This is a genomic window from Ruegeria sp. BF7, assembly GCF_056538605.1.
The window spans coordinates 235,732-255,518 of sequence record NZ_JBQFTM010000004.1 but is presented as its reverse complement, the minus strand read 5'-3'; the positions used below and the strand labels follow the sequence as shown (position 1 = coordinate 255,518).

General features: G+C 58.9%; 16 protein-coding genes. 6 read left to right on the top strand and 10 right to left on the bottom strand.

From position 1 onward, the window contains the following. The first annotated feature begins 21 nt into the window (after nt 1–21). The 6 genes from ACR0IK_RS11880 to ACR0IK_RS11855 all read left to right on the top strand — a co-directional run bounded on the left by ACR0IK_RS11880 (nt 22) and on the right by ACR0IK_RS11855 (nt 8,366). On the top strand, nt 22–1,665 hold the full coding sequence (locus ACR0IK_RS11880; RefSeq protein ID WP_480641635.1) for an amino acid ABC transporter permease: 1,644 nt from the start codon (nt 22–24) through the stop codon (nt 1,663–1,665). Further along, complete coding sequence (locus ACR0IK_RS11875; protein WP_480641634.1) at nt 1,662–3,626, top strand: beta-galactosidase; 1,965 nt, start codon at nt 1,662–1,664, stop codon at nt 3,624–3,626. The genes ACR0IK_RS11880 and ACR0IK_RS11875 overlap by 4 nt, the downstream gene beginning before the upstream one ends. A gap of 148 nt (nt 3,627–3,774) precedes the next feature. Continuing rightward, a complete protein-coding gene (locus ACR0IK_RS11870; protein WP_480591426.1) occupies nt 3,775–4,899 on the top strand; it encodes an extracellular solute-binding protein in 1,125 nt (374 codons plus the stop codon). Nucleotides 4,900–5,016: 117 nt separating this feature from the next. Next, complete coding sequence (locus ACR0IK_RS11865; RefSeq protein ID WP_480641633.1) at nt 5,017–6,129, top strand: ABC transporter ATP-binding protein; 1,113 nt, start codon at nt 5,017–5,019, stop codon at nt 6,127–6,129. Nucleotides 6,130–6,141: 12 nt separating this feature from the next. Further along, a complete protein-coding gene (locus tag ACR0IK_RS11860; protein WP_480591420.1) occupies nt 6,142–7,062 on the top strand; it encodes an ABC transporter permease in 921 nt (306 codons plus the stop codon). Next, on the top strand, nt 7,059–8,366 hold the full coding sequence (locus ACR0IK_RS11855; RefSeq protein WP_480591417.1) for an ABC transporter permease: 1,308 nt from the start codon (nt 7,059–7,061) through the stop codon (nt 8,364–8,366). Before ACR0IK_RS11860 ends, ACR0IK_RS11855 begins: the two co-directional genes overlap by 4 nt. 36 nt (nt 8,367–8,402) lie before the next feature. Here the strand turns inward: ACR0IK_RS11855 and ACR0IK_RS11850 are convergent, their stop codons facing one another. The 10 genes from ACR0IK_RS11850 to ACR0IK_RS11805 all read right to left on the bottom strand — a co-directional run bounded on the left by ACR0IK_RS11850 (nt 8,403) and on the right by ACR0IK_RS11805 (nt 19,649). Further along, nucleotides 8,403–10,313 carry a beta-galactosidase gene (locus ACR0IK_RS11850; RefSeq protein WP_480641632.1) on the bottom strand — a complete coding sequence of 637 codons (1,911 nt, stop codon included), beginning with the start codon at nt 10,311–10,313 and terminating at the stop codon, nt 8,403–8,405. Beyond that, nucleotides 10,310–11,170, bottom strand: a complete 861-nt coding sequence (locus tag ACR0IK_RS11845; protein WP_480591411.1) for an SMP-30/gluconolactonase/LRE family protein — start codon at nt 11,168–11,170, stop codon at nt 10,310–10,312. The genes ACR0IK_RS11850 and ACR0IK_RS11845 overlap by 4 nt, the downstream gene beginning before the upstream one ends. Continuing rightward, on the bottom strand, nt 11,167–11,772 hold the full coding sequence (locus ACR0IK_RS11840) for a 2-dehydro-3-deoxy-6-phosphogalactonate aldolase (protein WP_480641631.1): 606 nt from the start codon (nt 11,770–11,772) through the stop codon (nt 11,167–11,169). Before ACR0IK_RS11840 ends, ACR0IK_RS11845 begins: the two co-directional genes overlap by 4 nt. Continuing rightward, nucleotides 11,769–12,662, bottom strand: coding sequence for a 2-dehydro-3-deoxygalactonokinase (locus ACR0IK_RS11835; RefSeq protein ID WP_480641630.1), 894 nt, complete (start codon nt 12,660–12,662; stop codon nt 11,769–11,771). The genes ACR0IK_RS11840 and ACR0IK_RS11835 overlap by 4 nt, the downstream gene beginning before the upstream one ends. Before the next feature lie 4 nt (nt 12,663–12,666). Beyond that, nucleotides 12,667–13,434: an SDR family NAD(P)-dependent oxidoreductase gene (locus tag ACR0IK_RS11830; protein WP_480641629.1), complete on the bottom strand. Its 768-nt coding sequence runs from the start codon at nt 13,432–13,434 to the stop codon at nt 12,667–12,669. Next, nucleotides 13,434–15,143: an IlvD/Edd family dehydratase gene (locus tag ACR0IK_RS11825; RefSeq protein ID WP_480641628.1), complete on the bottom strand. Its 1,710-nt coding sequence runs from the start codon at nt 15,141–15,143 to the stop codon at nt 13,434–13,436. The genes ACR0IK_RS11830 and ACR0IK_RS11825 overlap by 1 nt, the downstream gene beginning before the upstream one ends. A gap of 13 nt (nt 15,144–15,156) precedes the next feature. Further along, on the bottom strand, nt 15,157–16,497 hold the full coding sequence (gene melA, locus ACR0IK_RS11820) for an alpha-galactosidase (RefSeq protein ID WP_480641627.1): 1,341 nt from the start codon (nt 16,495–16,497) through the stop codon (nt 15,157–15,159). A 23-nt stretch (nt 16,498–16,520) separates the two neighbouring features. After that, nucleotides 16,521–17,369 (bottom strand): carbohydrate ABC transporter permease, encoded by an 849-nt coding sequence (locus tag ACR0IK_RS11815; RefSeq protein WP_170389207.1) that lies wholly within the window; start codon nt 17,367–17,369, stop codon nt 16,521–16,523. Between the two features lies 1 nt (nt 17,370). Next, nucleotides 17,371–18,294, bottom strand: coding sequence for a carbohydrate ABC transporter permease (locus ACR0IK_RS11810; protein WP_480591393.1), 924 nt, complete (start codon nt 18,292–18,294; stop codon nt 17,371–17,373). Between the two features lie 95 nt (nt 18,295–18,389). Beyond that, nucleotides 18,390–19,649 (bottom strand): ABC transporter substrate-binding protein, encoded by a 1,260-nt coding sequence (locus ACR0IK_RS11805; RefSeq protein ID WP_480591390.1) that lies wholly within the window; start codon nt 19,647–19,649, stop codon nt 18,390–18,392. Nucleotides 19,650–19,787 lie beyond the last annotated feature (138 nt).

Below are 19,787 nucleotides of genomic sequence, written 5' to 3'. Positions count from 1 at the left end.
GCATATCAGCAGAGAGGTCTCATGTCGCGCTTAAGCTCGGTCCGCCCGAGCAACCTTGTGTTGCTCGCCGCTGCCCCGTTCATCATCTATTTGTTTGCCACCTCCTCGAAATACCTGCGGTCGCTGGTTGCAATTTTGGGGATTGGCAATGATGCCGGGCCGATTTTCGTCGGGTTTCTGGTCATTCTGGCGGTGACTGTTCTGGGCTATCTCTGCGCTCGCAACGCTCGGTTTCCGGAGGCGCCGGGATGGTTGCGTTTCACGGCGCTGGCCGCGTTGCCAGCAGCTGTGGCGTTGGCAATTCTGGGGTTTGCCACACCGCAAGTGCTGATGCCGTTTGCCGAGTCCGTCTTCTTTCACGCGCTCAGCGAGAACACATCGACTCTGATCGACAGGTCTTCGCAAACCTGGGTGCTGTTTCCAAAGGTGGTCGACAAGGTTCAGGCCGGTCTGCAGATCATGCTGGTGATCTACGCAATTGTTATTGCCGCAATCCTTTTGAATTCCTACCTGCCCGACGGGTTGCGGGGTTATGTGCAACTGGGGTTTGAAATCCTGACCGGCGCGGTGCTGTTCTACCTGATGTTCATGGCGCATTGGCAATTCGCTACCGGTGTGGCGATCACGTTCCGCGCGGCCATCTTCGCCTACATCTTCGCCGCTATTCTGGGCCTGATCTGGGTTGGGTTGCAATCGTTCAAACCCAAGGCCCGCACGACCGTTACTTATGGCTGCATCAGCCTGGCCCTGCTGGCGATTTCCGCATTTTTCTTCATGCAGCCACAAGTGAAATACGAACTCATCGGTACGCTGGACGCCCGTATCGCCATCGTGCGCGGTACCCCGCAAGCGCAGGCGGACATGATCCGCTTTGGTGAGTTTCAGGAGGATGAGAACCAGCAATACCGTATTCGCAGTGCACCCGACGCGACCGCTGCGCTGGAGCAGATCGAAACCGTGGACAGCGTATCCGGCGCTTTTGTCCCCGTCGGAACAAACACAAAAGGGTATCCGGTGATCTGGCAGACCAGTTTCCTGCCCGACAAATACCGAAATCCGGCGCTGGCCTTTGCAGTCTTTGGCTTTTTGCTGTTGACCCTGACCGTTGGCGGAGCCCAGCACAAGCTGCACCCGCTGGCGGTGGGGGCCGAGTTTTTCGTCGATACGATCCGCGGCATTCCGATGCTGGTGATCATACTTTATATCGGCTTGCCTTTGGCTGGGGCCGTAAAGGATGCCACCGATGGCGGCATCGACATGACCAACATGACGCGCGGGATCATTGCGATTTCCGTGGGCTACTCCGCTTACATGGCCGAGATTTTCCGATCCGGCATAGAAGCCATCCCCCGCGGGCAGATTGAGGCGGGCGGCTCGCTCGGCTTGTCGCGCTGGCAAACCGCGCGACTGATCATCCTACCGCAGGCGCTGCGCATTGTGACGCCGCCCTTGGGCAATGAATTCATTGCAATGATCAAAGATACCTCGTTGCTGTCGATCCTCTCGGTCCGCGACATGACCCAACGGATGCGCGAGTTTCAGGCGGCCAGTTTCCTGCCCTTTGCACCGTTCAACACAGCGGCCATCCTTTACGTGGTGATCACCTTGGGTTGCGCCAGCTTCCTGAAATGGATCGAACGCCGCACGGCAAGGGAAGACCGATGAGCAAACTGGAACTGGGGGTTTGCTATTACCCCGAGCAATGGGATCGGTCGCTTTGGCACGAGGATGCAAGGCTGATGGTCGAGATGGGCCTCGACTGGGTGCGCATTGCCGAATTCACCTGGGGTTTGATCGAACCCGAGCGCGGCCAGTTCCAATGGGACTGGCTGGATGAGGTGATTGAAGTTCTCGGGGGCGCCGGTCTTCGCGTGATGATGTCCACGCCGACGGCTGCGCCGCCGAAATGGCTGATTGATGAGTATCCAGAAATTTTGCCGGTTGGCCCGGATGGGCGGGTTAGAGGATTCGGGTCCCGTAGGCATTATTGCTTCTCGAGTAATGTTTATCTGGCCGAGTCCTGCCGGATCGCCACCGAGTATGCGCGCCGTTATGGTGAAAACCCTCATGTCTGCGCTTGGCAGATCGACAATGAATATAATGACCACGACACGGTACTCAGCTACTCGGACGCGGCCCGCGACGGGTTCCGGCGTTGGCTGGCGGAGCGTTACGGCACCATTGAAAACCTGAACCGGATATGGGGCACCGTGTTCTGGGCCTCTGTTTATTCCAGCTTTGACCAGATTGAGTTGCCCAACGGCCTGGTGGCGAGCCCCAACCCGACACACGCGCTGGATTTCGCGCGCTACTCCTCGGACCGGGTGCGATTGTTCAACCGCGCACAGGTGGACATCCTCCGGCAGTACTCTCCGGGCCGGGATATCACCCATAACTTCATGGCTGGCAGTTTTGAGTTTGACCACCACGCTGTGGCTGCTGATCTGGATATCGTCGGCTTCGACAGCTATCCGCTGGGCAATCTGCTGGGGTCGACCCTGTCAGATGAGGATAAGCGTCGAAACCTGCGCACCGGTGCGCCGGACTATCAGGGGTTTCACTGTGACCTCTACCGATCACAGGGCAAAGGGCGCATGTGGGTACTGGAACAGCAACCCGGTCCGGTGGACTGGGCCGAAAAGAACCCTTCCCCCGCCGATGGCATGGTTCGCTTGTGGACATGGGCGGCCTACGCGCACGGCGCGCAGGCTGTGATGTTCTTCCGCTGGCGACAGGCCAGATTAGCGCAAGAACAGTTTCATACGGCACTGCTGCGCTCGGACGGAAGCCTGGATCAGGCCGCTCTGGAACTGGCGCAGGTGGTTCAGGAGCGTGATGCACTACCATCGACCACGCGCCAACGGGCACCGGTGGCCATCTTGCTGGACTACGCGTCCATCTGGGCAGCAGATATTCTGCCCCATGATGACGCGTTCCCGAATGCTCAGATCGTTCGTGAATGGTATGCCGGGCTGCGCGCCCAAGGGATTGATCTGGATTTTGTTGGTCCTGAAGACGACCTGACGGGCTATGCGTTGATCGTGCTACCGCAAAGCATGATTGTCTCGCCAGACCTGGCGAAACGGCTGCGGGACAGTTTGGCTAAACTGTTGATCGGCGCCCGTGCCGGCAGCAAGACGGATGACATGCACACGCCGCAGAACCTTGCCCCCGGAGAGTTGGCCGATCTGGCTGGCGTCCGGATTCTGAGAGTCGAATCACTGCCGGATCTGGCCCGCGAATCGGTGCGCCTGGAGGACGGCACGCAGCATGAGTTCACTGGCTGGCGCGAAATCATCGAAACCGCGAATAAGGTAACAGCCCGTTTTTCAAGCGTTTACCGCGACGGCAGCCCGGCGATTGTGCAGTCGGATCGGTCGATGTACCTGGCGATGATCCCGCGCGGACCGTTGTTGCAGGCTGTTCTGGCCGAGGCTCTGAGATGGGCAGACATCCCCGTGACAGAAAACTACCGGGATGTGCGCATCACGCGTTGTGGTGAGCTGTGGTTTGCCTTCAACTTCAGTGCAACTGCGCAGGTCTTGCCCGGTTCCGAGGATCGTCAATATCTGGTTGGTACTTCTGAAATCCCGCCCTATGGTGTCTCAGTCTGGACAGAGCCGTGACCTGATCCTGGTTCTGACGGGCGTGAATGCAAACTGGACTTAAGAAAACTGGTAACTGTCACTTTTGGACTGACAGCTCTGCATCAAAGGTCTAGCCTGCACTTACATAACAAAAAGAATACAAAGTCCAACAACGGGAGAAACGAAAATGGCTGAACGGAAAACGCTTTCCAGACGCTCTGTCCTGAAAGGCGCAGGTGCTGCTGCGCTGGCGGCACCGCTGTACAGCAAAAGCGCGCTGGCGTCCTCGGGTGAGATCAACATTCTGATGTGGTCGGATTACCTGCCGCCCAGCTTTATTCAGGAGTTTGAGACCCTGACCGGGATCAAGGTAAACTACACCGGTATCGGGTCAAACGAAGAAATCATCAACAAGATGAAGGCGACCAAGGGTCAGGGTTTTGACATCGTGTCGCCGACCAACAACCGCTCGCTGCAGTGGGAGCCGCTGGAACTGCTGCAACCCTTCGACATGAGCAAGGTGCCGATCGATCTGGTGAACCCGGCGATGGCCTCGATTGGTACGGATGCATGGAACTTTGGTGACAGCGGCGTCCACTGGCTGCCGCATATCTGGGGCACCGAAGGCATCGCCTACCGTACTGACCTGTGGCTGCCGGAAGGCGACGCGCCGTCTTATGGTGATGTCTGGTCGGAAGAAAACGCAGGCAAGACCATGGGCCGCGCGCATTCGATGATGCTGGGTGCGGGTCTTTACATGGAACGCGCGGGTGAGATGGAGCCGGGCTCGGTCTGGGCCGCCTACGGCGACGAAGAGACCATGCGCAAGGTCTGGGGTCAGATCACCGACTGGTGCATCGAACGCAAGAACCGAATCAAGTTGATCTGGAACGACGCGGACACCCAGAAAAATGGCCTGTTGAACGAAGGCGTAGTTGTCGGTCAGACTTGGGACGGCCCGCCGCTGGCGCTGAAATCGGCGGGTGAGCCGGTGCACTATCAAGCCCCAATCGAAGGTGCGATGGCATGGGTTGATGGTATGTCCATGCCGACAGGCGCGGCCAATATCGATCAGGTTTATGCCTTCATTGACTTCGCCTATCAGGCGAAACCAGCCGGTGTGGCGATTGACAGCCACGGTTACAACTCGCCGGTTCTAGGTGCCGACCAATACTCGGGCGACACCTACAAGAAGAACTTTGCCGAGGCCTATCCGGGTGACTCGCTGGCCAACCTCAACCCGTGGCCGGCCGAGGCGCCGTGGTATGCGGAAACCCGCACTGAGTTCGTCAACAAGTTCAAAAGCGCCTGATTGCTGTGTAACGCCGCCCTCCGCCAATGTGCGGGGGGCCATTCACCCGCGCGCCGTTCGGCGTGACGGATACTATTATGGTGCGGTCTGCAACCGTACCTGACGGAGATACCAACAATGAGTGCAGGGGTCGGTGTAGATCTTGAAAACCTGTGGATCCGTTTCGGTGACTTTGTCGCCGTGCGGGACGCCAATGTGAACATCAACGGGGGTGACTTCTTTTCGTTCCTTGGCCCCTCGGGCTGCGGTAAGACGACCATCCTGCGCGCGGTCTCGGGCTTTCTGGACCCAAGCGAGGGCCGGGTTCTGATCGGCGGCAATGACATGCAGGGTATCGGCCCGAACAAGCGTCCGACTGCCCTGATCTTTCAGAACCTGGCGTTGTTCCCGCTGATGAAAGTGTGGGAAAACATCACCTTTTCCATGGAGATCAAAGGCGCCAGCGCCACCGAACGCCGCAAGCGTGCTGACGAGTTGCTGGATATGATCGCTCTGCCCGGGCAAGGTGATAAGCTGCCCAGCGAATTGTCCGGTGGTCAGCGCCAGCGTGTTGCGATTGCCCGCGCCTTGTGTGCCGAGCCGGATGTGCTGTTGCTGGACGAACCGCTCTCCGCTTTGGATCTTAAACTGCGCCAGCACATGCGCACAGAATTGCGCGAAATTCAGCAGCGTGTCGGCATCACCTTCATCTATATCACCCACGATCAGGGCGAGGCGCTGACCATGTCGGACAACATCGCCGTCATGCGGGCCGGGGTGATCGACCAGATTGCGGATGGCAAAACCATTTACAACGACCCCAATACCGCATTTGCGGCCTCGTTCGTGGGTGAAAACAACGTATTCCGCGGCAAAATCAAGCAGGTCATGGGGAGCGAGGCACTGATCCGGACGAACCGCTCGGGCGATCTGGTCGCGCGGATTTCAACGGCCAATCAGGGCAAGATGAAAGAAGGCGACGATGCCATGCTGTTCATTCGCCCCGAAGCCCTTGCCATCGCGCCCGACGGCGCTACCGGCGATCACTTTGTTACTGCGCGGGTGAACCATGAAGAGTTTGAAGGCAACGTCTTCAACATTTTCACCGAAGGCGAAGGCGGCAAGGAGATCAAGGTATCGATCCCGAACCATGGTCAGTCCTTTAAGGATCACACAGGACAGAACATCACGCTGGAATACGAAACCCACAACGCGGTTCTGGTTCCGGCGGGTGAGCTGGCCGCGGAATAGGGGGACGAACACATGCCCCGCTTTCTGAAAGAGTTTTTCAATCGCAATGGTACCGGAATGGGTCTGGCCATATTGGGTCTGGTTCTTTTCTGGACTGTCGGTCTGATCATCCTGCCGCAATTGTCGATGTTGGACTTCTCATTCCGCCCGAACTTGCCGCCGCCAGAAATTGGCGGGCCAAAGGACGTCTATACGCTGGAGAACTACAAGTACCTGATCTACGGCCCGGAAGGCGGCAGTCAGGACTATAACGCGGTCGACCTGAGGGTCTTTTTCCGCACATTGCTTGCAGCGGTCTGCGTTACAATCTTCAATCTGATCCTCTGCTATCCAATTGCCTACTATCTGGGCCAATCAAAAGGCAGTCATATCCGCATCTTCGCGATCATGCTGATCATCCCTTACTGGATCAACGAGATCCTGCGGGCCTTTGCGTTGCGGATCATCTTTGGCGAAACCGGTGTTCTGAATACCCTGTTCATGGGGCTTGGCATCTGGGATACGCCGTTTGACTTCATCCGCAATGACATCGCGCTTTATGCCGGTCTGGGCTATGCCTACATCCTTCTGATGATCTTCCCGATGTATAACGTTATAGAAAGCCTGGATAAAAACCAGATCGAGGCCGCGCGCGACCTTGGTGCGCCTTGGTGGAGGATTCACTGGCGAGTGGTCATACCCTACGCCAAGCCGGGCATCAGTTCGGGCTGCACCATGGTCTTCATGCTGTCCGCAGGAGCGCTGGCCGCACCGCAGATTCTGGGCGGGCCGTCCAGCTTGTGGTTCACGCAGCTGATCTATCAACAGTTCAACGACAACAATGACTGGCCGCAGGGGGCCGCCTACGCCATCGTGCTGCTGGTGACCTGTATCCTGTTCGTGCTGGCGATGATGCGTCTGTTCAAGGTGAACATGGGGGATATCGGGAAATGAACAATTCCTTCCTCCGCATAAGCATCTGGGTCTATCTGGTCATCTTCTTCCTGTACCTGCTGGGCCCGCTGGTGATCATGTCGGTTACGGCGTTCAACTCTTCGGTTTTCCCGAGAATGACACCGTGGGAATGCCTGACCTTCCAGTGGTTCGGAGAGCTGTTTCAGGACCAGCGTATCCTGAACGGCATCAAGAACTCACTAATCATCGGCGCTGGGACGGTTGTTTTGTCGGTGGCGATGGGTCTGGCGGGAGCGCTGATGCTGACGCAGATCTGGCCCAAGCTGCGCGCGACCTATTACACGGTCATCATCGCGCCGATCCTGATCCCGGGCGTGGTTCTGGGTATCTCGACCCTGGTGTTCTGGGACCGGATCAACCGGATGCTGGGACTGGGTGCGGACAGCGTATTGTCGAACGGGATTTTCCTGACGGTGATCGGGCAGTCCACCTTTATCGCCAGCTACTGCATGCTGGTGCTGGTGGCGCGGCTGCAGCGTTATGATATCGCCTTGACCGAGGCGGCGCTGGATCTGGGTGCCAGCCATGCGCAGGCGTTTCGTAAGATACTGTTACCTTTCATGCGCCCGGCCATTGCCTCGGCGGCGGTATTGGCGTTCCTCGCCTCGTTCGAGAACTACAACACCACCACTTTCACTTTTGGCGAGTATCCGACGCTGACCATCGAACTGGCGCAAAAGGTGCGGTATGGTATCACGCCGTCGATCTCGGCGTTGGCCTTCATCATCGTGGCGCTGACCGTGTTCTTTGCCCTGTTGAACGAGGCCAAGCTGAAACGACAGGAACTGGTTGCTGCCGCGCGCAAGAATGCCACGGTCGAGGAGTTGGCGGGCAAAATCAAACTGCCCAGCTTCTTTTCCGGCAACACGGCCGCGGTTCTGGTGGTTGTTTTTGCCGTTGCCACGATCACCCTGATCGGTACCGCGACGGCTTACAACCCGGCGCAGTGCATCGCCGACGTGCGAGAGCAGAAGCAACTGGAAGCCCAGCAGCGCATCGAGGAGCTGCGTAAGCAGCGTGAAGAACAGCGCAGACAGCTTGAGGAAGAACGCAAACAGCGCTTTGAAGGCGTGTTTGAGCCCGGTGATCTACAACCCGGAACAACGGAAGAGGAAGCAGAGCCAGACACCGGCACCAATAACTCTGGTTTCGGTAACGTGTTTGCACCGAACACCTTGGGTGGTGATGGTGAGGAGGGCGAACCGGACCCAGAAACGCCGCCTGCCAGCAATGGCGGCTTCGGCGGGGCTTTTGACCCCAACAGCCTGCAAAACGATCAGTAAGCTTCGCGCCTGACTGAAACCCGCGCGCCCGGAGAGCTACGCCTCTTCGGGCGCGTCCTTTTTCAAGATCAGCACGTCGCAGGCATCAATCTCATACCCGTTCCACGATACGGGGACAGAGGTGTAGTTGATCAGGAAAATGTGCTGATCAGTCTCACGCTGCCGCAACCCTGCAGGCAGCGGCTTCAGGCTCAGCCCAACCTCTTGCGCAGCCATGGAGATCACCCGATCCCAAAGAACCTCATCCGGGAAGCCGGACAAATACCAAATGCCGTTCTCACCCTTCAGGGCGGATGTCCCGTCGGCATAGGTCAGCAGGTCCGGAGCGTTGCCGGACAGACGATCAATCCAGTGCCGGGCCGCGCCGCCGCCAACGACCTCGCGGCGTGTGTTTGGGGGCAGTGTTTCGACCAGTTCAACTTCGCAGTTCAGTTCGGTCAGGCCGGGGCGCCCCGTTTCGGGAATTTGGAAGTCGTGCGTGATGGCACCACTGCGGGGGCCATAGAGCGTCAGATCGCCCGGGTGCTGATCGACCCGACCGTCCAAGGTGGCCAGCCCGGGGGCGAGGATCAGTTTGTACCTTGCCTCAGGTGTTTCGGACGAGGACAGGATATCCACTGATAGCCCGGCACGCCGCAGTGCGCGATAAGCCGAGAACACCAGCCGGAAATAGCTGAACCCGGCCCCGTGTGGCTGGGTTGTCCATGCCCAGTCCGAGGCGTAGTCGAACAGAATGGCCACATCTGCCTGAGTCTGCGTGACAGTACCCAGCTGTGCCAGATCATCGGCTGTCTGACGGGCTTCGGCCAATGCCGGAGCGGGTGCGTTGTTCGGGGTCAACAGGCCCGCGTGCATTTGTTCCTGCGCGAATGGGGCCTGTCGCCAACGGAAGTAACTGACCACTTCAGCGCCATGCGCCACTGCCTCGAGCGACCACAGGCGTACCATGCCGGGCAGGGGAGCGGGATTATACGGTGCCCAGTTCACCGGGCCAGGCTGCTGTTCCATCACCCACCAGCGACCCCGGCCGACAGCGCGATACAGGTCATGGTGAAAGGCCTGCATGTCGGGGTCGCCCTGTTGCAGGAATGCGGTTTTATGTGCCTCGTCAGCCTCAAGCCGGTCGGACAGAAAGCCGATCGGATAACTGTCCCATGTCGCGATATCCAGATGGGCGCCCAGCTTGAAATGGTCGAAGTCCAGAATCCGGCCCATATAGTTATGCAGCAGCGGCGCATCGGTCAGCGGGCGCAGGACGTCGACCTGCGCCTTGTTGAACACCGCCACCTGATCCGAGCTGAAACGGCGAAAGGCCAGAACGTGGGCGGGGTTGGGCTCGGTCACGGTCAGGTTGGGCAGGTCGATCTGATCAAAGCTGTCGTACTCCATCGACCAAAAAATATTACCCCAAGCGGTATTCAGAGATTCGATGGACTCATACTGCTCGGCCAACCACCGCCGAAACGCCTGCAAGGCCGGTTGGCTGTAGCTGACGGTCGTTTCGTGGCAGCCATATTCGTTGTCGATCTGCCATGCCGCTATATGCGAGTTGTGCCCGTAACGTTCCCCCATGATCCGGGCAATCCGTTCACACTCGGCGATATAACCCCGGTGGCTAAAGCAAAAATGCCTGCGCGAGCCGAATTTGCGCGGCTGCCCCTGTGCATCCACGGCCAGCATGTCGGGGTGTTTTTCCAGCATCCAACGCGGTGGCGTCGCCGTAGGTGTTCCCAGTACCACCTTCAACCCCGCTGCCCCCAGCACCTCAATCGCTTGATCCAGCCAGTCTAAACGCAGATCACCCGGTGCGGGCTCCATCCTGCTCCAGGCAAACTCACCGATCCGCACCCAGCTCAGACCGGTTTCCACCATGCGCGCGGCATCCTCGGCCCACATCTCTTCGGGCCAGTGTTCGGGGTAGTAGCAGACGCCAAGTTCGGGCTTCATAGAAGGACTCTGTGTTCGGCCTGCCCTTTGCCCGCGCCAGGGGCGGCAAAGGTCATGCCGTTGGTTGGGTGTTTGGCCAAAGTCTCTGCATCCAGCCCGTCGCGGGCGGTGGTGCAGAACAAGGTTGTCAGGTCATCACCTCCGAACGCGGGGCAGGAAGTATGAGCTGCCTCAAAGGCGATCGCAGTCAGGAACCGGCCTGCAGGGGTATATGCCGCCACGCGGTTCGCACCCCATTGGGCGATCCAGATGTTGCCATCGGCGTCGACCACCGCCCCATCCGGGTTCAGCCCATCGACGCGGTGGTCTAGAAAAACCGTACTCTCGCCCTCGGGCCAGCCGGTTTCCGGGTTCAAAGGCCAGCGCATGACCTGTTTCCGCACTGTATCCGCGTAATAGGCGCAGGTCCGGTCCGGGGCGAAGCAGATCGCGTTCGAGATCGTGACATCTGGCACCAGTTGCTGCAGTTCGCCCTGCCAATAACGATAGATCGCACCTGCACCGGGTTCTGCGTCTTTGCCCATCGTCCCGATCCAGAACCCGCCCCAAGGATCAGCGCGCCCGTCATTGGACCGGGTGATCGGGTTGTCCGCCTCAAGCGGGGTTATCAGCTCTTTTTGCTTGGTCATCAGGCCGAACCGCCAAAGCCCTGTTTCAGAGGCGATCAACAGCGTCTCTGAGTCGACCCAGCCCGCGGCAGAGACATGTTCGTCGAATTGCCAACTGTGCGGTTCACCGTTTTCCCGCGTCATTAGCTTCTTGCCCACAATATCGAACCAGAAAAGTTGCCGCCGCTCGGGGTGCCAAAGCGGACCCTCGCCCAGTTCACAAGGGCGGTCGTCGTAAATGACGCTCATCCGGCGGCTTCTTCGTAGGCAGCTACGATCCGCGCGGCCCGGCCCGCGACCTCGGCGGCCGTCATGTCGGGTTTGAACAACGCCGACCCGATGCCGAATCCGTTGGCGCCGGCCTTGATCCACTGATCGAAATTCTCAGGTCCCGCGCCGCCGACGGCATAGACCAGCGTGCCCTTGGGCAACACCGCGCGCAGCGCGGATAGCCCCGCCGGACCGGCGAGAGTGCCGGGAAAGAGTTTCAGGCCGGAGGCTCCGGCCTTGAGGGCCGTAAAGGCCTCGGTCGGGGTGAAGATGCCGGGCCAGCTTTCCAGTCCCAGTTGGTGCGTGTGCGAGATCACCTGCGCGTCGCAGTTCGGTGATACGATCAGCCTGCCGCCAACCTTGGCCACCGCGTCCACCTGATCCGTCGTCAATACGGTGCCCGCTCCGATCAGGGCACGGTCGCCGAACTGTTCGGCCAGAATACCGATCGACTCCAGCGGATCGGGTGAGTTCAGCGGGACCTCGATATTGTCGATCCCGGCGTCGATCAGGACCTGCCCGGTGGCAACAGCATCGGATGGGCGCAGGCCGCGCAGAATGGCGATGATGGGTCGGCTCATGCGGTTTGCCTCGTCAGGTTGCGGGCCTGCAATAGGCCGGCCAGTGTGCATTGCGTGCTGTTGGCGGTTTCGACAAACGCGCCCTGTTGCTGCAGGGCCTTGGCGTAGATGTCCGAGAGTCCCTTGGCCCCGATGATCGCGAGTTGCTGTCCCAGCCAATACGGGCGGGTCGCGGCCAATTCCGCGCCGATCAGAAAGCCCGAAAGCTGCGCTCTTGTGATACCGCGATCCTGACCCTGTAACAGATCAGCGGCGCGCAAGCCAAACAGCCGCGCGGCCAGTTGTTCGGGCCTGGACAACGTGTCCGCCGCAGCCTCGGCAAAGGCGGCATCGTCCCATCCCTGGCCGACCGAATGTTTCAGCACCGATTGCCCGGCCAGCAGGTCAAACATTTCTCCGGTCATGAAGGTGCGGAAGCTGACGACCTCTCCGGCGCTGACCTGCACCCATTTGGTGTGGGTGCCGGGCAAACAGATCACCCCGTCCCAGTTCTGATGAGAGGCCAGAAACCCCGCGATCTGGGTTTCTTCACCGCGCATGACATCTGGTGGCGCGTTTTGTTTCAGACCGGGCACCACGAAGGCCCGGATGCGGGAATCTGTGCCCGGAACACGGAACGGGGCAACCGGCGTTGGTTCACATGGGACGGCGGAGTAGGGGGCCTCGACCCAACCTTGTCGCGCGCCGACCATGCCGCAGGCGACCACATCTGTGGGGCCGCTGCCCAGCCAGCCTTCGATGAGTTCGAACAACGCGGGCTGGAACCCGCTTTTGTCCACCCGCGCCATGCCTTTGTCCGAATATGCCTGATCCAGCACCGTTTCGCCCTGCATCGCCCAGGCTCGCAAATGAGAGGTTCCCCAATCGACAGCAATCCATTCTGTATTCATGGCTCTACCCCGTTACGACGACGCCGCCATCGACGGCCATGCATTGCCCGGTCATCGCCCGGCTAGCGTTTGAGGCTAGGAACAAGGTCGGTGCGATCATGTCCTCGGGCGTCAGGTGTTCTTTCAGGCATTGGCGGTCGAGATGTGCGGCCAGATCCTCGGGCGTGGCCCACATATCCAGCTGTTTCTGCGTCAGAACCCAACCGGGGGCCAGCGCGTTGACACGGATGTTCTGCGGCCCCAACTCGCGCGCCAAAGACCGCGTCATGCCGGTGATTCCGGCATTCGAGGTCGTGTAGATCGGATAGCCTGCATTGCCCATCATGTAGCTGATCGAACTGAAATTCACGATCGCACCGCCTTTGCCCTGCATCTGGCGGGCGGCCTCCTGACAGGCGAAGTAGTAGGCCTTGAGGTTTACCTCGATCATCCAGTCCCAGAACTCGGTCGTCGTTTCTTCAAGCGAGTGGCGTTTATCGTTGGCCGCGTTGTTGATCAGCACGTTCAGCGGGCCATGCGCCTCGGCCGCCTTTTTCATGGTAGTGTGCAGCAACTCGGTATCTGTCATGTCGCCTTGTATGAACAGCGGCGCGCGCCCGTGTTTGTCGTGCATTTCATCGACAAACCCGCTGGCATCGGACCGCCCGATGAAGGCGACATTGGCGCCTTGCGCGAGGAACCCGTCGGTCAGAGCAGCGCCAACGCCCGAGCCACCGCCGGTAATATAGACCGAAGCCCCGTTGAGATCGTGGAAAGTGGCTGGTTGATCCATTAGTGGCTCTCTCTGGTGACAAGGCGGGTGTCTTTGCCGACGAGAAAATCAAGGTCCGCGCCCTGATCGGCCTGCAACACGTGGTCGATATAAAGTCTGGCGTAACCGCGGCTGTAATGCGGATCGTCCGCTTGCCACGCGGCGCGGCGGGCGTCCAGTTCCTTTTCGTCGACCAACAACTCCAACTCCCCTTTGCTGGCCGACACCCGGATGCGATCACCGGTTTTGACCAGCGCCAGCGGGCCACCCGCCTGTGCCTCGGGGCTGACATGCAGGATGACGGTGCCAAAGGCGGTGCCAGACATACGAGCGTCCGAGATACGGATCATGTCGCGAACCCCGTCCTTCACCAGCTTAGCCGGGATCGGCATATTGCCGACCTCCGGCATCCCCGGATAGCCCTTCGGGCCGCAGCCTTTAAGCACCAGAATGGTCTCGGGCGACACCGGCAGGTCGTCGCGGTCGATATTGGCTTTCAGGTCTTCGATGCTTTCAAAGACAAAAGCCTCGGCCTCGGTTTCCAGCAGTTCATCCGTTGCCGCCGAGGGCTTTACGATGGCGCCGTTCGGTGCCAGATTGCCGCGCAGGACACGCAGCCCCGCCGCGGGTTTCACCGGATCGTTGAAGGGGCGGATGACATCGGCGTTGAAGCACTCGGCCCCTTCATAATGGGCTGAGATGTCCTTGTTAAGGACGGTTTTGGACGGGCGCAGGAAGGATTTGAGTTCATTCAGAACGACCGGCACGCCGCCTGCATAGCAGAAATCCTCCATCAGGTATTTGCCCGAAGGCATACAGTTCACCAGCAGCGGGATTTCCGAGCCGATCTCGAAATCCTTGAGCGTCAGGTCCACACCTACACGGCCCGCCAGCGCCAGAAGGTGAACTACCGCATTGGTCGACCCGCCCACGGCGGCGTTGGTCAGGATGGCATTTTCAAACGCCCCTTTGGTCAGGATGTCCGAGGGTTTGAGGTCTTCGTCCACCATCTCGACAATCCGCTTGCCGGTCAGATGCGCCAACGCCATGCGGCGGGCGTCAACGGCAGGCAAAGCGGCGTTGGTGGGCAGGCTCATGCCCATTGCTTCGACCAGCGAGGCCATCGTGCTGGCTGTGCCCATCGTCATGCACACACCGGCGCTGCGCGACATGCCGGATTCAGCGTTCATGAAGTCCTGCAGGGTCATTTCGCCTGCGCGGACGGCCTCGGAGAATTTCCACACATCCGTGCCCGAACCGATATCCTGACCGCGATACTTGCCGTTCAGCATCGGGCCGGAGCTAACGACAATCGACGGCAGATCGACCGAGGCCGCACCCATCAACTGCCCCGGCGTGGTCTTGTCGCAGCCGCCCAGCAGGACGACGCCGTCGATGCCATAGGCGCGGATCGACTCTTCGACATCCATGGCCAGAAGGTTACGGAACAGCATGGCGGTGGGCTTCATCTGGGTCTCGCCCAGTGACATGACGGGGAATTCGACGGGGAAGCCTCCGGCCTCCCACACACCGCGTTTGACGCCTTCGGCCAGATCACGCAGACCCGAGTTGCAGGGGGTAAGCTCCGACCACGTGTTACAGATGCCGATGATGGGGCGTCCGTCAAAAGCGTGATCGGGGAAGCCTTGGTTTTTCATCCACGAGCGGTGGATGAACCCGTCTTTGTCGAGCTTTCCATACCAATGCTGGGAACGGCGTTTCTTAGTCATTCGCTGAGCCCTTTCAAGCGGCTTTGGCGGGTTGGCACCAGTCAGGTAACCAGTCTGAATGTGCAGTTAGAAGGTCTGTCACCAAATTGCGGATTTGGCGCAAGTCCAGCTCGGCGGCGGTGTGTGGGTCCATCATGGCGGCGTGATAGATGTATTCCGGGTTCTGGTCGACCAGCGCCCGAACGGTCAGTTCCTGCACGTTGATTTGCGTCCGCATCAGGGCGATCAACTGCGGTGGAATGTCGGTGACGACCGAAGGCTGTACACCATTGCTGTCCACCAGGCACGGCGTTTCCACTACAGCACCCAAAGGAAGCTGCGGAATCTGGCCGGTGTTCGGCAGGTTGCCATAGGCCACATAGGGCGTGTCGGTGACGATTGCGTTCATCAGGTCGGCGGCGAATTCGTGGCTTCGGATCACCTCGATATCGCGCCCGTCGGTCAGGGTTTTGGCCTGTTCCTTCCAACTGGCGACCTGTTCCACGCATCGGGTTGGGTACTCATCCAAAGGGATGCTGAACTGCTCGATCAGGTCTTCGCGCCCGTCCTTGATGAACCATGGAACGTATTCGGCAAAATGCTCGGAACTCTCGGTGCAGAAATAACCGAGATGGTCCATCACCTCGTATCGCACCTTGTTGGGGCAGCGCGGCATCAGCAGCGGAGCCTTGGGAATCTGGCCGCAGGCATACCCTTGCCGCAGCGCAGGGTAGAGATCGTGACCCTGATGTTCGAGTTTCAGGAAGAAGGCGACGTGATTGACGCCGGCGACCTTGTAACGGAAGTCGCCCTTGGGCAGGTCCAGATCATGCGCCAGCTCCTCGACCGTGTTCTGGACCGAGTGGCAAAGGCCTACATGTTTCAGCGCCGGGAACTGCTCGGCCAGCGCCCAGGTGTTGATGGCCATCGGGTTGACGTATTGGAGCAGCGTCGCATTGGGGCAGAGCTGCATCATGTCGCGCGCCACATCCCACAGAACCGGAACCGTACGCAGACCGCGCATGATGCCTCCGACCCCCATTGTATCGGCGATGGTCTGGCGCAGGCCGTATTGTTTGGGGATTTCGAAATCGGTGATCGTGCAAGGATCGTACCCACCGACCTGAAAGGCAGTGATCACGAAATCGGCACCATCCAACGCTGCGCGGCGGTCGGCGTGAGTGGTGACAGTTGCCCCGGTTCCAACAGAACGGATCATTGCCTTGGCCACAGCTTCGCTTTCGGCCAGACGTTCGGCGTCGATATCCATCAGGGCAAAGTGGCTGTTTGCCAGTGCTGGGGTCAGCAGAGCGTCGCCCACGATGTTCTGCATGAAGATCGTGGAGCCCGCTCCGATAAAGGTGATCTTTGTCATTGAGGCAAACCTCTGGTTTGACGTTATTTTACGGCACCGAGGGTCAGGCCCGCGATGAAGTGTTTCTGCATGAGGAAGAACATGGCCACCGGCGGCAAGGCCGCGACGATGGAGCCGGCGCTCATCAACTGATAGGCCGCCCGGAATTGGGCGTTGAAGCTGGTGATCCCCGCGGTGACAGGTTGGCTTTCAGCACCTTGCGTAAGGACGACGGCCCAGAAATAGTCGTTCCAGATGAAAGTAAAGATCAACACGCTGAGCGCAGCAATGGCAGGCTTCATCAGTGGCAAGACCACGTACCAGAAGATGCGCCATTCGCTGATGCCTTCGACGCGTGCGGCCTCGATCAGTTCAAAGGGCAGCGCGCGGATGAAGTTGCGCATGAACAGCGTGCAGAACCCGGTCTGAAAGGCGATGTGGAATAGGACAAGGCCGGTTTTGGTGTTGTAGAGGCCAAGTTGCAGGGTCAGGTCGCGTACCGGAACCATCAGGATCTGAAATGGCACGAAGTTGCCCGCGACAAACATGAAGAATATCCAGAGGTTTGAACGGAACTTGTAAATACCCAGCGCAAAGCCGGTCATGCAGCTGAGCGCGACGGCTCCGATTACTGTCGGGATGGTGATCAGAAAAGAGTTCAGCAGGTAACGCGGCATGTCCGAGTTGAAGAATACCTGCCCATAGTTGAACGCGCCCTCGAAGCTGGACGGCATGCCCCAGTAGTTTGCATTGGTGAAATCCGCCGCCGGTTTGACCGAGAACAGGGCGACCGCCAGCAAGGGTCCGAGCCAGAGCAGCAAGGCCAGCGGCAACATGGCCTGATAGCTTATTTGCGCCGCGCGCGATTGTTTTTCGATGGGTTTGGGAAACATCTCAGTGCCCCCTTTCTTCGCGATACATCGACCACAGGAAATAAGCGATGAAGCAGAGCATGATCAGGAACAGGATCACCGCGATGGCGGCACCGTATCCCATGCGGAAGCCGTATTCGGACAGGGCAACTTCAAACATGTAATAGGCCAGCACGCGGGACGAGCCAAAGGGGCCACCCTGCGTCATGATCGAGATCAGGTCGAAGCTGCGCAGGGCGCCAATGATTGTCACGACAAAGGCGATGAAGGTTGCCGGGCGCAGTTGCGGCAGGATAATGTGCCACAGCATACGAAGACCCTTTGCACCGTCCAGCCGCCCGGCTTCGATCTGTTCCGGGTCAACGGCATTTAGGCCGGTGAGGTAGAGGATCATGCAATAGGCCGTCTGCGGCCAGAGACCGGCGAAGATGATTCCATAGGTCACGAAGCGTTCGTCACCGAGGACATTCAGCGGCCCGAGGCCGAAGAGGCCGAGGAGTTCATTCAACAGGCCGAAGGTCGGGTCATAGAACCAGGTGAACACGAGGCCCACAACAACCTGAGAGATGACGAAGGGAAAGAAGAACAGTGACTTGTACAGGCGAATTCCCCAAACCGTCTGGTTCAGGAGCAGCGCAATGAAAAGACCCGCCGGGATCGCGGCAAGATACAAGATCAGCCAGATCAGGTTGTTTTTCAGCGAGATGTAAAACGCATCCCGGTCCACCCATTCCCAATAAAGGTCTTCGTAGTTGCGGAACCCCACATATTCGGCTGCTCCCAGACCGTCCCATTCGTAGAGCGAGAGATTGAAAGACTGGAAAACTGGGATGATTACATAGACCATGAAGAACAGCAGCCCGGGGGCCAGAAACAGCCATGGTGCGATGCGCTGTTGGTTTCTGTGGAACCAGCTTTCCTGTTCGGGGGCTTCAACGGCTGACATGCGGATACTCGGGGGTTAGGAAAAAGGAGTAAGACGGGATATCACCGCCTTACGCAGATGAGGAGCAGGCCGGACTTGTGCCCGGCCTGACCGGATTAGTTGTCGTAGATACGCTGACGAGCGCGTTCCAGTTTGGCCAGGATACGGTCGGCGTTGTCCGGTTTGACCATGAATTCCTGGAAGCCTTCCATCGAAACTTTGGCCATTTCAGCAGGTGCGTCACGGTCCCAAAACTGAGCTACACCGCCGGGGCTGTTCGATGACAGCATTGCAAAACCCTGTTGCAGGAACTTGTCGTCATCGACTGTGGATTGCGCATTAACGGGCAGCTGGCCGAGATTTGCGCCATTGTTGATCTCGGACTGTTCATCGGCGGAGACAACAAAACGCAGGAATTCACGCGCGGCTTCTTTGTTTGATGCGTTGGCAGGGATGTGGAACGTGTCGGTCGGGGCGTCTTCGGCCAGTTCGACATCGGGGTTGATGGCAACGAACTGATAGAAATCCAGTTGATCGTCGGACAATCCAGCCTCACGCAGGGGTGCCACGGCGAAGTTACCCATGAGGTAAGCTGCGGCCTCACCGTTGACCATGAAGGGCAGGGCCTCCTGCCAGCTGTAGGTCTGGTGATTGTCGATGAACGCGCCCATGTCGATCAGCTGTTTCCAGTTGGCGAAGGTTTGCTTGACCCGGTCGTCCTCCCAGCTGATTTCGCCGTTAGCGAGCTGGTTGTGAAAGTCGAAGCCGTTGGTGCGCATGTTCAGGTAGTCGAACCAGCCACCGGCGGTCCACAGGAACTTGGTGCCGATGGTATAGCAGGCACGGCCCGAGTCGATGATCTTCTGGCAATTGGCCAGTTCTTCTTCCCATGTGGTAGGTTCGGTCAGGCCCAGCTCATCAAAGATGTCTTTGCGGTAGTAAACACCCCATTGATAATAGGTGTAGGGCACGCCCCATTGCTTGCCGTCGATGGTCATCGCGCCCTTGGTCGATGCAAGATTGTCCGCAATTTCGGGTTCTGCCCAAAGATCGGATACGTCCTCGAACAAACCGGCCTCGACATACGGCTTCATCCGGTTAGCCGCGTACCATGTGGCGACGTCCGGCGTGTCCGCAGTCAGGAAGTTGCGGATTTGAGTCTTGTACGCTTCACGGTCGATCACCGTGGTTTCGACTTCCAGCCCCGGATGCTGTGCCGCGAACCGGTCGATCATCGCTTCCATCGTCGCGCGGGGCGCCGGGTTCGATGTGTCGAGGAAGATTCTCAGCTCGCCGGTCAGTTCGGCTGCAACGGGCGCAGCAAGCGCCACACTTGCCGCCAATGCCACCGCAGAACGCTTGAACATGGAATGCATGATTTCCTCCCTTAGCTTCCATTTTAGTTCCAAATAATGAAACTATGTTTTATATATTGAAAACTACACATCATATCGGTTAGTCTTGTCAAGACCCTCGTGAGGATGGTGTTGGGTCATAGGGAGGAGAACAGGCGC

What these genes read in the sequence shown, in the direction of transcription:
- ACR0IK_RS11880 (WP_480641635.1), top strand. Translation starts at nt 22, where the DNA reads ATGTCGCGCTTAAGCTCGGTCCGCCCGAGCAACCTTGTGTTGCTCGCC.
- ACR0IK_RS11875 (WP_480641634.1), top strand. Translation starts at nt 1,662, where the DNA reads ATGAGCAAACTGGAACTGGGGGTTTGCTATTACCCCGAGCAATGGGAT.
- ACR0IK_RS11870 (WP_480591426.1), top strand. Translation starts at nt 3,775, where the DNA reads ATGGCTGAACGGAAAACGCTTTCCAGACGCTCTGTCCTGAAAGGCGCA.
- ACR0IK_RS11865 (WP_480641633.1), top strand. Translation starts at nt 5,017, where the DNA reads ATGAGTGCAGGGGTCGGTGTAGATCTTGAAAACCTGTGGATCCGTTTC.
- ACR0IK_RS11860 (WP_480591420.1), top strand. Translation starts at nt 6,142, where the DNA reads ATGCCCCGCTTTCTGAAAGAGTTTTTCAATCGCAATGGTACCGGAATG.
- ACR0IK_RS11855 (WP_480591417.1), top strand. Translation starts at nt 7,059, where the DNA reads ATGAACAATTCCTTCCTCCGCATAAGCATCTGGGTCTATCTGGTCATC.
- ACR0IK_RS11850 (WP_480641632.1), bottom strand. Translation starts at nt 10,313, where the DNA reads ATGAAGCCCGAACTTGGCGTCTGCTACTACCCCGAACACTGGCCCGAA.
- ACR0IK_RS11845 (WP_480591411.1), bottom strand. Translation starts at nt 11,170, where the DNA reads ATGAGCGTCATTTACGACGACCGCCCTTGTGAACTGGGCGAGGGTCCG.
- ACR0IK_RS11840 (WP_480641631.1), bottom strand. Translation starts at nt 11,772, where the DNA reads ATGAGCCGACCCATCATCGCCATTCTGCGCGGCCTGCGCCCATCCGAT.
- ACR0IK_RS11835 (WP_480641630.1), bottom strand. Translation starts at nt 12,662, where the DNA reads ATGAATACAGAATGGATTGCTGTCGATTGGGGAACCTCTCATTTGCGA.
- ACR0IK_RS11830 (WP_480641629.1), bottom strand. Translation starts at nt 13,434, where the DNA reads ATGGATCAACCAGCCACTTTCCACGATCTCAACGGGGCTTCGGTCTAT.
- ACR0IK_RS11825 (WP_480641628.1), bottom strand. Translation starts at nt 15,143, where the DNA reads ATGACTAAGAAACGCCGTTCCCAGCATTGGTATGGAAAGCTCGACAAA.
- melA (WP_480641627.1), bottom strand. Translation starts at nt 16,497, where the DNA reads ATGACAAAGATCACCTTTATCGGAGCGGGCTCCACGATCTTCATGCAG.
- ACR0IK_RS11815 (WP_170389207.1), bottom strand. Translation starts at nt 17,369, where the DNA reads ATGTTTCCCAAACCCATCGAAAAACAATCGCGCGCGGCGCAAATAAGC.
- ACR0IK_RS11810 (WP_480591393.1), bottom strand. Translation starts at nt 18,294, where the DNA reads ATGTCAGCCGTTGAAGCCCCCGAACAGGAAAGCTGGTTCCACAGAAAC.
- ACR0IK_RS11805 (WP_480591390.1), bottom strand. Translation starts at nt 19,649, where the DNA reads ATGCATTCCATGTTCAAGCGTTCTGCGGTGGCATTGGCGGCAAGTGTG.